This is a genomic window from Aedoeadaptatus urinae (assembly GCF_900155585.1).
Lineage (GTDB): Bacteria > Bacillota > Clostridia > Tissierellales > Peptoniphilaceae > Aedoeadaptatus > Aedoeadaptatus urinae.
Genome location: NZ_LT707415.1, coordinates 53,755 through 66,467, shown reverse-complemented (window position 1 = coordinate 66,467; position 12,713 = coordinate 53,755). Strand labels below are relative to the sequence as shown.

Here is a 12,713-nt window from a genome sequence, read left to right as displayed (position 1 = left end):
GTCTCTCGAACCGCCGGTCGCTTTTTTTGTGTGGGAAATTATTTTAATTTAAATAAGTGGTGAACCTTCTTGCCCTTTCGGACGTGGACACCTTCTTTTAAGTCATCCTTCGTGATCATTTGATCGTGGGAGGCGACTTTTTCGTCGTTGACGGAGACGCCGCCTTGCTTAATCAGCCTACGACCTTCACTGGTAGAGGCGATAAGCTCGCCTTTTTGCATGAGCTCGACGATGGTGATGCCGTCGTTGACTTCATCTTCGGCAAGCTCCGTGGTAGGCATGTCTTCCGTGTTGCCGCTTCCGCCGAAGAGGACGCGGGATGCTTCCAGCGCCTTATCGGCCTCTTCCTTGCCGTGAACTTCGTTGGTGATTTCCCAAGCCAGGCGTTCCTTGGCAGCGTTCAGCTCCTGACCCTCCAGCCTTGCGTAATCGGTGATTTCCTCATCGCTGACGTCGGTTAAAAGCTTCAGGAACTTAATGACGTCGCGGTCGTCGGTGTTACGCAGGTATTGGAACATTTCGTGGGGCGGCGTCTTGTTGGGATCCAAGAAAATGGCACCCTTCATGGACTTGCCCATCTTTTGGCCGTCGGCGGTGGAAAGCAGCTTGAAGGTCATGGAGTAGACCTTGCCGTCGTCCAGCTTGCGAACCAAATCGTAGCCACCGAGCATATTGCTCCATTGGTCCGAGCCGCCTAATTGTAATTGGCAATTGAATTTTCTGTAGAGGACCAAAAAGTCGTAGGACTGCATGAGCATGTAGCCCATTTCAAAGAAGGTGAGGCCTTGCTCTAAGCGATTGGCATAGGCGTCCAGCTTCAGCATGTGGTTCACGGAGAAGTGCACGCCGATGTTGCGCATGAAATCCAGATAGCCCAGATCCAAGAGCCAATCGGCATTGTTTGCTGCGATGGCTTTTCCGTCGTCGTAATCGATGAAGTGGGACAGCTGCCGCTTAAAGCAATCGATGTTGTGATCGATGTCTTCCCTCGTAAGCATTTTACGCATATCGGTTCGGCCGGAAGGGTCGCCGATCATGGTGGTGCCGCCGCCGAAGAGGGTAATGGGCACGTGACCGGCCCGTTGGAAATGCTGAATCACCTTTACCTGAAGGTAGTGACCTAGGGTAAGGGAGTCCGCCGTGGCGTCGAAGCCGATATAAAAGGTGATGGGCCCTTCGCCCAGGCGTTCCCTCAATTCCTCGGGGAACGTGGCTTGGTCGATGTAGCCTCTGCGTTCAAGTAAATCAAATACATTCTCAGTCATACTGTCTCCTTTTTAAGCACAAAAAAAGCTCTTGCCGAAAGGGCGTCTTCCAACGCGGTACCACCTTTCTTCGCAAAAAGCCTCGAAAAAAACATCATACTCCGGCGCTGTAATTTTGGGGACGCCATCATCGTATCTATTGAATTTGGTCACCATTATACGGGGGACGAGAATTTTTGTCAAGAGAAAAAACGGTGATTTATTTTCAAGAAAATTGTGCTATGATACAAAAGAGGTGGCATATGATCGGCATAGACATGGTTTACATACCGCGGGTGCAAAAAATAATGGACCGGTGTGGCGAGGCTTTTTTGGAAAAAGTTTTTTCCCGCAAGGAGCGCCGCACCCTTCGAATGAACGCCGCCCACATCGCCGGGCGCTTCGCCGCAAAAGAAGCCATGGCGAAGGCCTTGGGCGACGGCATTTTTAAGGCGGGGTTGAAAAATTTAATCGTGGAAACCGACGACAGGGGAAGGCCCTACGGTCGCTATAAGGACCGGATCTTCCGACTGTCTGTTTCCCATGAAAAAGATTATGCCGTCGCCATTGCCCGCCTCGAAGATCTCGAGCTCTCTAACCTGTCGAAGGAGGTGGCGAGTCTGCTTCCCGCGATTCAAGAGACGGATCACAAGGGCAGCAGGGGACGGGCGGCCCTCGTCGGCGGAAGCGAGGGCATGTACGGCTCCGTGGATCTGGCCTCCTCGGCGGCGCTGAGGGCCGGTTGCGGCCTGAGCTACGCCTTCGTGCCCGATGAAATTTTCAGAGACTTTTCTCTCCGCATGCGGGAAGTCATCGTAAAGAAGCAGAGCGACATAAGTGAGCTTGCCGACATGGATGCCATCGGCCTGGGCCCGGGCATGGGTCGGGGAGAAGAGGCGCGGGACGTTTTTTTAAAGGTCTATGGCCTCTCCAAGCCCATGGTGGTGGATGCCGACGGCCTGTACCATTTGGCGCAGGAAAAACCGACTGCAGGGGGCGAAAAAATTTACACGCCTCACGAAGGGGAAATGGCCCGGCTCTTGAATCGGGATATTTCATGGGTCCGCGCCCATAGGGACGAGGCCGTGGACGAATTTCTCGCGCGCTACGGCGGCGTCGTGGTGCTGAAGGGACATGGGAGCATCGTTGCCTCGGAAAGCGGGCGGGTATACAACGAAACGGGCAATGCCGGCATGGCCACGGCGGGCGCAGGTGACGTGCTCACGGGCATCATCACCGCCTGCTTGGCCCAGGGCATGAATTGTTTTCAAGCGGCCCGCCTCGGGGTATATATTCACGGTCTGGCAGGAGATCTCGGCGCCTTACATAAGAGCGAGCGGGGGCTCATCGCTTCGGATTTAATCACATACTTATCCGAAGCCTTCCTTCGCCTAGAGGCTATAAGAGAATCTTCGCCGGCAAAATAGAAAGGTTGTGATTCATGGTTATTAAGAGAGGCGATGTGTTTTACGCCGATCTGAGCCCGGTCATCGGCTCGGAGCAAGGCGGCGTCAGGCCCGTGGTCGTCATTCAAAATGACGTGGGCAACAAGTATTCGCCTACGACGATCGTCGCGGCGATTACATCGCAAATGAACAAAACAAAGCTGCCCACCCACGTGAAGGTGAAGGCGGCGAATAACGATTTGCCGAAAAATTCCGTCATCCTTTTGGAGCAGGTGCGCACCATCGACAAAAAGCGCTTGCGCGAAAAGATCGGGAAGTTCGGATCGAAAGTGATGGACGATGTCGACGAAGCGTTAAGAATCAGTGTCGGACTATAGTACATAAAAGAAAGCGCGGGATCATTCCCGCGCTTTTGTCGTTTTCGTTGGTCTGGAACTGGGATTGTTGTATAATAGATAGGATGAATGAATCACAGAAAGGATGAGATTGTGAAACGCAATTGGAAAAAAATCGTAGCCGCCTGCGGACTCAGCTTTATGCTCATCGGTGCGGCCATACCCGCCTTTGCCAAAGATGACGATCCCTTAGTATCTTTAAGCTATTTAAATCAACGGCTCGAAGCCATAGAAAAGAAAATGTCCCAAGGTTCGGCGCCCGGTGCTGCCCAAGCTTCTGCCACACTGGAAGTGGTGAACCTAAAGGCCGGTGACCGTTTAATCGTCGCTCAGGGGACGGAAATGATTCCGAGAAGCGGCCGCGTCGACACCATTGCTCAGGACTTGGGCGGGCTAAGTGACGTCACCGGCGGATCGGATTTAAAACAAGGCCAACGGGCTCCGATGAACCATTTGTTAATCGCACCGAGAAGCGACGGCAGAGGCCTATCCGCCGCGACCGACGCCATCGTATTGGTTCGGGGAAGCTACCGCGTGGTACAGAATAATTAGTGGGAGACGACGATGAAAGTTCTTCATCTTATCAGCGGGGGCGACACGGGTGGAGCGAAGACCCATATATACACCTTGTTGAAAGGCCTGGAAGCCTATCACGATGTGAGTATGGTGTGTTTTCGCCCGGGGTCCTTTTTAGACGGCGCCGTGGCCTTGGGCATCGACGCCCGTCTGGTGGAGCAGAAAAACCGCTTCGACATGGGGACTTTGAAAAAAGTGGTTCGCATGATCGAAGAGGAAGGTTTCGATCTGGTGCATTGCCACGGCGCGCGGGCCAATTTCAACGCCCTGTATTTGAGAAAGCGCGTGGACGTGCCCATGGTCACCACCTTGCACAGCGACTATCTGTTGGATTTCAAAGACAATTTCATTAAGGATAAAGTGTTTACGGCGCTAAACCAATACGCCCTGAAGCGATTTAATAATTACATCGCCATTACGGAGCGGTTCAAGGCCATGTTAGTGGAGCGGGGTTTTCCGGAAGAGGATATCTTTGTCACCTACAATGGGATCGATATGAAAAAATCGGAACCCGCCGTGGATAAAGAGGCCTTTCTGGCGCGTTACGGGCTGGGAAAATATTCGGACCGCATGCTCTTTGTCATCGCCGCCCGCTTGGATTTGGTGAAAGACCACAAGAGCCTGTTAAAGGCCGTGGCCTTAAACAAAGAAGCCCTGTCCCGCGCCCACGTTTTAATCGCCGGCAGGGGACCGGAGCGTGAAAAGCTCATGGCCTTTGTGGAGGAAGAGGGTTTAGAGGATTTGGTGAGCTTTTTAGGTCAGGTTTCCGATCCCTTCAGCCTTTACGGGGCCGGGGACGTGAATATGCTCACCTCCGTTTCCGAATCCTTCCCCTACGCCCTCTTGGAAGGGGCCAAGGCGAAGATCCCCTTTATCGCCACGGACGTCGGCGGCATCAGCGAAATGGCCGGGCCCTACGGCATGGTCTTTCAACCGAAGGATGCCGAAGGCTTAGGCGAAAAAATGGTCTATGCCTTAAACCACCCGGAAGAAATGAAGGAGCGGGGCGAGGGCCTTTACGATTACGTCAACGAACACTTTAGCCAAGAAGCCATGGCCGAGAGCCATGTGGAAATATACGAAAAAATACTTCAAAGGAGGCAAAATGATCGATAAAGAAGGAAAACTCTTCGGCAAGATCAATATCATCGACTTGCTGTTTTTGATTATTCTCATCGTCGCCGTCGTAGGTGGCGCATCCCGTTTTAAGAAATCTCCCATTTCCGTGGAAAGCACGTCGAAAGGAATGATTACTTTTCTCGTGGACAATGTGCGCATGCCCACGGCAGAGAATATTACCGAAGGCCAAGAAATCTATAGCTCCGACAAGGGAACCTATTTGGGCAAAGTCGTACGCAAGACCGTGAAGCCCTATGAAGATGCCGTGGAGTACGAAGGTCAGTGGGTGAATGCGCCGGTGCCGGACAAATATTCCGTCTACCTGGATGTGGAAGTTGACATTAAGGAATCGGATAGGTCCTACGCGGTGGGCAGCGAAGAGATTCGCGTCGGCAATGATTACCGCGTCAATACGAAAACCTCCGCTTTTACGGGTGTTTGTGTCGGCATCAAAAAAGACGGGGAGTAATTTATGATTCAATCCAGTGTACTGATTCAATTTTTACTTTCCATCATTAGGGCATTGGAGAATTGCTATAAACAAAGCATGCTTCACGGTTTATTAGCTGCCGTGGTTGGCGCCGTGAGCAGGCAGTGGAAGGCATCGAAGGTTCGCAGAGCTCTCGACGGGGCGGAGGGCGTCTTTGCCCGCACCCTGTTCTTTCGCATCCTCCGTTTTTTCTATCGGTTGATCAATACCATTTGCCATTGGGTGCGCCTTAGAATTACAGGCGCCGTCGAAGGCTCGGTAGGCTTCGGCATTGCAGACAGCTACACATCCTTGGATTCCGCCCTGAAGGTATCGGGCATGGCTTCCATGGGCTTCGGCCTGAGCTTGATTATTTTAGGCCTCTTGCACCGCAGCCTTTACGGCATCTTAGGCGTCGTCTTTCTTTTCGGCGGCCTTCTCGCCAACAGCTTGGGGACGGGCCTGGAAGAGAAGATTGAAAGCTCCTATGTGGTGTCTGCGGTGAAAAGCTTGTGGTGCCTGCTTCTACACGATAAGGAGGCCGAGTCATGGAAACGCGAGTAAAAATCAATCCCCTCCTTTTGTTTGCCCTGGGCTTTGTCATCGGCGGGGTGGGATTGAGCGTTAAGATCCCTCTTGTCATCTTGCTCTTTCTGGGATTCATCGGGGTCGTGGTCTTTTTCGAAAACCCCATGATCAGCCTTATTGCCACCACCTTCGGCTATGTTTTCCTGCCGGATACTCTCGTTCTCGTGCTTTTGTACGGAACCTTCGGATTGTTTCTCATTAGAAAGTTTATAAAAAAAGACGATCCTCTCATCGTTGCCGGCCACGAGATCGTGCCCTATATCTATTTTCTCTTGATGATTATTCAAACGGCGACGTCGATTTATCCCATGGGCTCGGTTCGGGATTTGGTCATCCACACCGGCGGCTTTATGTATTTAATCTTTATAATTAACGAGATCAAGACCGAAGAACAGCTCCACGGCGTCATCGTCGCCGTCAGTGTCGCCGCCACTATTCTCGCCCTCCACGGTATTTACCAGTACCTCGGAGGGGTGGATGTGAAGGAGGGATGGGTGGATGCCTATTCCAACAGCCCCATTCGCGCCAGGGCCTATTCGCTTTTCGGCAATCCCAATATTTTCGCCGAGTATTTGGTCATTGCCATCCCTCTCACCGTGGGCATCTTCTGGTCTACGAAGCGGGACGGCGTGCGCCTCTTGTTCCTGGCCATGTTCCTTTTGCAAGCGGCAGCCCTCGTTTTGACTATGTCCCGGGGCGGTTGGCTGGGCCTCGCCGTAGCGGCCTTCGTCTTTATCTGCCTCGTCAGGAAAGAGCTCTTGCTTTTGGTCATTCCCCTGATGGGAGCCGCCGTGTTTTTCGTGCCCACGAGCATCGTCAATCGCTTTATGACGATTTTCAATTTTGCCGACTCATCCACCTCCTATCGATTTAAAATTTGGGAGATCACGGAAATCATCATCCACAACCACTTTCTCGTGGGACTGGGTCTTGGACATCGGCCCTTTAAAGCGGTTTTCGAGCAGTATATGCCCGGCATGGGCATTTTCCACGCCCACAACACTTTTCTACAAATCTTTGCGGAAATGGGCGTTATCGGCTTCCTGCTCTTTCTGATTTTCATGGTCAGCATCTTCGTCAATCTGGCCCGCTATCCTCTAAAGAGCGAAAACTGCTATGTAAAGATTATGGGCGCGGCGGTGGCGTCGTCAATTGCCGGCATGCTCTTTCACGGTATATTTGAAAATATTTTATACATGACCAAGATCACCACCACCTTTTGGCTGCTTTTGGCCGTGACCTTTGCCCTCGTACGAATTTGCAAAAAAGATCTCGCAAACCCCCTTGCGGAGAAAAGGATGGATTGTTATGGGAAAGAAAGTTTTATTTAGCGGCTATTACGGCTTCGACAATAGCGGCGACGATGCGATCCTGCACGCCATCGTCAACGATATTCGCGCCTGTGATCCCACCGTACAATTAAATGTCCTCTCCTACGATCCGCCGAGAACCCGCAGGCTCTACGGCGTGAACGCAACTCAGCGCTTTCACTATAAGTCCGTGAAGAAGGCGCTGTCGAACGCGGATCTGTTGATCAGCGGCGGGGGATCCCTCTTACAAGACGAAACCTCGTCGAGGAGCTTGTATTACTATCTGGGCGTCATGGCCCTTGCCAAGCGCATGGGAAAAAAGATTTACGTCTATGCCAACGGCGTCGGCCCCATTCACAAGGCCCTGAACCGCAAATTGACGGCGCGGATTTTAAACAAGGTGGATTATATTACCCTTCGCGATGAAGACAGCGCTCAGGTGCTGAAAGACATCGGCGTCGACGTCCCCCCTGTGGAAGTCACCGCCGATCCCGTTTACGGTATCGACGGCATCAGCCTCGAGGCGGCGAAGGCCCTCCTTCGGGAAGAAGGCATCGACAGTGACAAGCATTTTTTGGGCGTCGCCGTGCGCCAATGGAAGAAGGCGCCGGCTTTGGCGTCTAAAATCGCCTACGTCGCCGACCGGGCTTATGAAGAATTGGGCATCGACATTTTGTTTACGCCCCTCCATTATCCGGAAGACAAACACTTCGCCGAGGCCATTAAGACGAAGATGGTTCACAGGAATCATTGCCACGTTCTAAGCGGCAATTACGCCGTGGAGGAAATGGAAGGCATCATCGGCCTCTGCGACCTCATTATCGGCATGCGTCTTCACGCGTTGATTTACGCCGTGACGTCGAAGACCCCGGCGGTGGGCATCGTCTACGATCCCAAGGTCAAGGCCCAGCTGGATTCCCTGGCCATTCCTTCGGACATTTGCGCCGAGGGCATGGATGAGAAAAAGCTTTTAAACGCCGTGGTGGCCATGTATCGAAAAAAGGACGAGGAGCGGCTGCGTTTACGAACCCGCCATGGGGAGCTTTTGGAAAAAAGCAGGAGGAATGTGCAACATGTCTTCGAACTTTTGCAATCCTAAGGATAAGATTAAAATCTTTAACACCGCCGTGGACGACGTCAGCGAAGAGGAGAGCCGCAGGATTCTTTCCGACTTCATCGACAAAGGGGGCTTCCATTGGGTCTTCACCCCCAACACGGAAATCGTCATGGCACTGAAAGGCGATAGAGAGAAAGCCCGCGTCATGAACGGCGCGGATCTGGTTGTTCCCGACGGCATCGGCCTGGTCATCGGCTCGAAAATGGGAGGCCATCCCCTGAAGGAGCGGGTCACCGGCTACGATCTTTCCCTCTACCTTTTGGAGCTGGCGCGGGAGAAAAACAAGACGATTTTCTTTTTAGGCGGCGAGCCCGGCATCGCCAAGGAGGCGAAGAAGCGGGTGGAGGAAAAATACGGCCCCATCGTCGCCGGGGAGAACCACGGCTACTTTAAAGGCGCCCACCGCGGCTTCGAAAATTCCGAGGAGGAGGCGGCGGTGATCAGGGCCATCAACGAAAGCGGCGCCTCCATTCTCTTCGTGGGCCTGGGCTTTCCCAAGCAGGAAGATTTTATTTTAAACAATAGAGACAAGCTGGAGCACATAACCCTAGCCATCGGCAACGGCGGCGTACTGGATGTGCTGGCGGGAAAGGCCAAGCGGGCGCCGGAGGTTTTCATTCGCCTGCACCTGGAATGGTTTTACCGCTTGCTGAAAAATCCGTCCCGCATCGGGAGGCAGATAGCCATTCCGAAATTCTTGTGGGCCATTGCACGAAATAAAAAGGCGGTCACCGTCGTGAAAGAAAACAGAGGAGGATCTCATGAATCATAACGAACAGTTCGCGGTCAATACCTTGCGGGCTCTGTCCATCGATCAGATCGACGCGGCCAATTCAGGTCACCCGGGGCTTCCCCTGGGCGCGGCGCCCATGGCTTGGGCCTTGTGGGCCAACACATTAAACTTCGATCCCGAGGATCATCTGTGGCCCAATCGCGACCGATTTATTTTAAGCGCCGGCCACGGCAGCGCCCTCTTGTATTCCCTGTTCCATCTTTTCGGCTTGGGTCTCACGGTGGAAGATTTAAAGAATTTCCGTCAACTGGATTCCAAGACGCCGGGCCATCCGGAATACGGCCACACCGCCGGCGTGGAAACCACGACGGGGCCCTTAGGAGCCGGGATTTCCACGGCCGTGGGCTTTGCCATGGCGGAAACCCGCCTGGCGGCCAAGTACAACGAGCCGGGCTATGATTTCGTCGACCACTATACTTACGTCCTTTGCGGCGACGGCGACCTAATGGAAGGCATCAGCAACGAAGCCTCGTCCATCGCCGGCACCTTGGAGCTGGGAAAACTTGTCGTCCTTTACGACTCCAATAACATTACCATCGAAGGCAATACGGAGCTTTCCTTTAAAGAAGACATCGCCGCGCGCTACCGCGCCTTGGGCTGGCAAGTCCTTATCGTGGAAGACGGTACGGACATCGAAGCCATTACTCAGGCGGTGGAAGCGGCGAAACAGGAAAAGGTCAAGCCTACCCTTATCGAAATTAAAACCGCCATCGGCTACGGCTCGCCCTTGGAAGGCTCCGCCGGCGTTCACGGCTCGCCCTTGGGCGAAGAAAAAAATAAAGCCACCAGGGAAAAACTAGGCTACGACGTGGCACCCTTTGAAGTGGCCGATGAAGTCAAGGCATTGGTTGCCGAAAAGATGGAAGAAAAGCGCAAGGTCTACGAGGCGTGGAAGGCCATGGAAGCAGAGTATAAGGAAGCCTTCCCTCAAAAGTACGAGGATTTCCTCGCCACCTACGATACGAAGAAACAGGACCTCTCCTTTATGGACGAGGACGCCTATTGGGCGCCGGTGGAAAAAGACATGGCCACCAGGGCCAGCTCCCACGAAATGCTGCAGCGCGTCGCCGCCGGCATGGGCAACCTCTTCGGCGGTAGCGCCGACCTGGGCCCCTCCAACAAGAGCGACATGAAGGGCGAAGGCCAATACAGCGTGGACAATCGTCCCGGAGGCAATATTAATTTCGGCGTCAGAGAACACGCCATGGGCGCCATCGTGAACGGCATCTACCTCCACGGCGGCTTCCGCTCCTACGGCGCCACCTTCCTGGTTTTCAGCGACTACATGAAGCCGCAGCTGCGTCTGGCGGCCCTTATGGGCATTCCCACGTCCTACATCTTCACCCACGACAGCATCGGCGTCGGCGAAGACGGGCCCACTCACCAACCTATCGAGCATCTGGCCATGCTGCGCTCCATTCCCAATATGATTACCTTCCGCCCGGCGGATTCCACGGAAGTGGCCGCCGCCTGGTACGTGGCCATGCACAGCAAAGATGAGCCCGTGAGCATGATCTTTACGCGTCAAACCTTGCCGGAGCTCGATGGCTCGTCCAAAGACGCCTTAAAGGGCGGCTACGTCATAAAGAAAGAATCAGGAAATTTGGATCTGATCATTATCGCCACGGGAAGCGAGGTGCACCTCGCCCTTGAAAGCGCCGAAGCTTTAGAAAAAGACGGCTACGGCGTGCGTGTCGTCAGTATGCCGTCGCAGGAACTCTTCAACGAACAGCCGGCGGAATACAAAGAAGCCGTGCTTCCCGCCGATCTTCGCAACAGAATTTCCGTGGAAGCCGCATCCACCATGGGCTGGCACAAATACGTGGGCCTGGACGGCTTGGCCCTGGGCATGGAATCCTTCGGCGCATCGGGCAATGCCGCCGATGTCTTTAAGCGCTTCGGCTTAACGGCGGAAGGCGTCTACGAACATGCCGCGGCCTATTTAAAGAGCCGCAAGTAATGAAATCTGTGAGGAAGACTCTCCTCGTCCTTAGCCTGCTCGTCGCCCTCTTTCTCAGCGGTTGCGGGAAGAACCGACCGCACAAGGACGGCACCTACGAAGGCAGGGGAGAGGGGTACAATCAATCCGAGCCCATTGTGGTGAGCGTCACCGTTCAAGACGGGCGGATCGCCGAGATCGTCGTGAAGAGCCACGGCGAATCGCCACAGCAAGTGCCTCAGGTAGAGAGCGCCCTGGAAAAGATTCCCGGCGCCATGACGAAGAAAAATTCCACGGCGGTAGACGGCATTGCCGGCGCCACGGAAACTTCCGAGGGATTGAAGGCGGCGGTGGAGGATGCCATGGCACAAGCACAGGATTAGCACGAAAAAAGGACCTCTTTCGCGAGGTCCTTTTCTAATGGGAAAAATTATTCTTCTTCCAAGAGTTTATTCAAAATGGAGATGGAAGATTCGATGCAGCGGGGGCAGTGGCTTTGGACGCTGCCGTCGGCATAAGCCGCCTCCAATTCGCCGGGACGAGAAAAGTCGTGGCCTAAAATATCCCGGCAGACGGTGTGGCCGTTTTCCTCGTTAAACGCATTGTCGAAGGCCTTGACCTTTTCAAACAAGTCGGTGCCGTCGTAGGCCAGGCCCAGGACCATGGTAGCGGCGGTGACGCAGCCGCAGGTTTCGCCGCCGTAGCGACCGCCGCCGAAGGGGGCGGCCAAGGCTTCCGCCTTTTCCTTGTCCAAGCCGAGGCCTTCGCTGAAGCTTCCAAGCACCACTTGGGCGCAATTCTTTTCTTCGTTACTTTCCATGGGGATATCCTTTAAAAGAAATGACATTTTTCATATAAGAGGTGGAGGGCGCTTCGTAAATGCCTAAAAAGGCGGAGAGGAAATTAACCGCATGATTCATTTCGTAGGCGTTGAATCGAATGGAGCAGCTGGCGCAGTAGGTCCAAATGCTCTTTTCCTCCTCGTAGATTTCCTTGAAGCGATCTTTAATCGTCCCGTCCACGTCGGCATTGTGTTTTCCGCCGCCGCCCAAACCGCAGCAATGAACGGATTCGTAGGGCATGCGGTAGCTCTTTAAATAGGGCTCGATGGCGCGGAAGAAATCCAAATTTTCACGATCGCCGCAGGGTATGTAGACGGGAATATCTTCTTCGGGCAAGGTGTGTAAAAGCCCTTCTTCCTCTAAATAATCGTAGACGGAAATGACCTCAATGTCCCCGCGATTTTTCATGGTGCGGTAACAATTGGGGCAGCAGCAAATCAAGCGTTCGATGCCCCGATCTTTCACCGAATCGAAAATCTTGTCGGCGGAAAGGGGAATGCCCTTTTGCTCGATGGGCTTCTTGCAGCAGTCCACGGAAAAATCCACGCCCCGCTCGGCGCAGAGGGCGATTAAGGCCTTGCAGGTTTCCGGATATTGGCCGGGATAATTGCAGCCCAGGTAGAGGAGGGTCTTCGTGTTTTTCTTCTGCAAATTGCGAAGCAGATAGGGATCCTTTTGAAAGCGCACCTTGCGGGCGGGCAAGGGATCCTTCACGCGCATTTCCATGGCGATCTCCCGGCCGGAAATAGTCTTCGGGCAGACTCGCTTGCAATTGTCGCAAAGGTAGCACTCGCTGCGCAGATCCGGGCGATGTGAAAAGCCCTCAAGATCCATGGCGTAGTGCTCAAGAAAGGGACAGACGCGGGTGCAGCGGCCGCATTGGATGCAGTTGTCCCTGGCGTAAGAAATCATAAT

At 53.7% G+C, this 12,713-nt stretch carries 14 protein-coding genes; 11 read left to right on the top strand and 3 right to left on the bottom strand.

Annotated features, from left to right (window positions below):
• Window positions 1–38: 38 nt before the first annotated feature.
• Window positions 39–1,265 carry a tyrosine--tRNA ligase gene (tyrS, locus tag BQ7397_RS00330; protein ID WP_077074217.1) on the bottom strand — a complete coding sequence of 409 codons (1,227 nt, stop codon included), beginning with the start codon at window positions 1,263–1,265 and terminating at the stop codon, window positions 39–41.
• 242 nt (window positions 1,266–1,507) lie between these two features.
• Between tyrS and BQ7397_RS00325 the strand changes: the two genes are divergently transcribed.
• From BQ7397_RS00325 to BQ7397_RS00275, 11 genes are all read left to right on the top strand, one after another.
• Complete coding sequence (locus BQ7397_RS00325; protein WP_077074216.1) at window positions 1,508–2,671, top strand: NAD(P)H-hydrate dehydratase; 1,164 nt, start codon at window positions 1,508–1,510, stop codon at window positions 2,669–2,671.
• 14 nt (window positions 2,672–2,685) lie between these two features.
• A complete protein-coding gene (locus BQ7397_RS00320; RefSeq protein ID WP_077074215.1) occupies window positions 2,686–3,027 on the top strand; it encodes a type II toxin-antitoxin system PemK/MazF family toxin in 342 nt (113 codons plus the stop codon).
• A gap of 111 nt (window positions 3,028–3,138) precedes the next feature.
• Complete coding sequence (locus BQ7397_RS00315; protein WP_144019939.1) at window positions 3,139–3,597, top strand: hypothetical protein; 459 nt, start codon at window positions 3,139–3,141, stop codon at window positions 3,595–3,597.
• A gap of 12 nt (window positions 3,598–3,609) precedes the next feature.
• Window positions 3,610–4,737 carry a glycosyltransferase gene (locus tag BQ7397_RS00310; RefSeq protein ID WP_077074213.1) on the top strand — a complete coding sequence of 376 codons (1,128 nt, stop codon included), beginning with the start codon at window positions 3,610–3,612 and terminating at the stop codon, window positions 4,735–4,737.
• On the top strand, window positions 4,727–5,209 hold the full coding sequence (locus BQ7397_RS00305; RefSeq protein ID WP_234970548.1) for a DUF4330 domain-containing protein: 483 nt from the start codon (window positions 4,727–4,729) through the stop codon (window positions 5,207–5,209). Before BQ7397_RS00310 ends, BQ7397_RS00305 begins: the two co-directional genes overlap by 11 nt.
• A gap of 3 nt (window positions 5,210–5,212) precedes the next feature.
• A complete protein-coding gene (locus BQ7397_RS00300; protein WP_077074211.1) occupies window positions 5,213–5,773 on the top strand; it encodes a hypothetical protein in 561 nt (186 codons plus the stop codon).
• The gene (locus tag BQ7397_RS00295; RefSeq protein WP_077074210.1) at window positions 5,758–7,128 is read left to right on the top strand and encodes an O-antigen ligase family protein; all 1,371 of its coding nucleotides are present in this window, start codon (window positions 5,758–5,760) and stop codon (window positions 7,126–7,128) included. Before BQ7397_RS00300 ends, BQ7397_RS00295 begins: the two co-directional genes overlap by 16 nt.
• Complete coding sequence (gene csaB / locus BQ7397_RS00290) at window positions 7,106–8,206, top strand: polysaccharide pyruvyl transferase CsaB (protein WP_077074209.1); 1,101 nt, start codon at window positions 7,106–7,108, stop codon at window positions 8,204–8,206. Before BQ7397_RS00295 ends, csaB begins: the two co-directional genes overlap by 23 nt.
• Complete coding sequence (locus BQ7397_RS00285) at window positions 8,181–8,996, top strand: WecB/TagA/CpsF family glycosyltransferase (protein ID WP_077074208.1); 816 nt, start codon at window positions 8,181–8,183, stop codon at window positions 8,994–8,996. The genes csaB and BQ7397_RS00285 overlap by 26 nt, the downstream gene beginning before the upstream one ends.
• Window positions 8,986–10,977, top strand: a complete 1,992-nt coding sequence (gene tkt / locus BQ7397_RS00280) for a transketolase (RefSeq protein WP_077074207.1) — start codon at window positions 8,986–8,988, stop codon at window positions 10,975–10,977. The genes BQ7397_RS00285 and tkt overlap by 11 nt, the downstream gene beginning before the upstream one ends.
• Entirely contained in the window at window positions 10,977–11,339 is a 363-nt protein-coding gene (locus BQ7397_RS00275) for an FMN-binding protein (protein WP_077074206.1), read from the top strand. The genes tkt and BQ7397_RS00275 overlap by 1 nt, the downstream gene beginning before the upstream one ends.
• A 47-nt stretch (window positions 11,340–11,386) precedes the next feature.
• On the opposite strand, the gene BQ7397_RS00270 is transcribed toward BQ7397_RS00275, so the two are convergent.
• Both BQ7397_RS00270 and BQ7397_RS00265 read right to left on the bottom strand, forming a co-directional pair.
• Window positions 11,387–11,776, bottom strand: a complete 390-nt coding sequence (locus tag BQ7397_RS00270; protein WP_077074205.1) for a C-GCAxxG-C-C family protein — start codon at window positions 11,774–11,776, stop codon at window positions 11,387–11,389.
• Window positions 11,766–12,710: a 4Fe-4S dicluster domain-containing protein gene (locus BQ7397_RS00265; protein WP_077074204.1), complete on the bottom strand. Its 945-nt coding sequence runs from the start codon at window positions 12,708–12,710 to the stop codon at window positions 11,766–11,768. Before BQ7397_RS00265 ends, BQ7397_RS00270 begins: the two co-directional genes overlap by 11 nt.
• Window positions 12,711–12,713 lie beyond the last annotated feature (3 nt).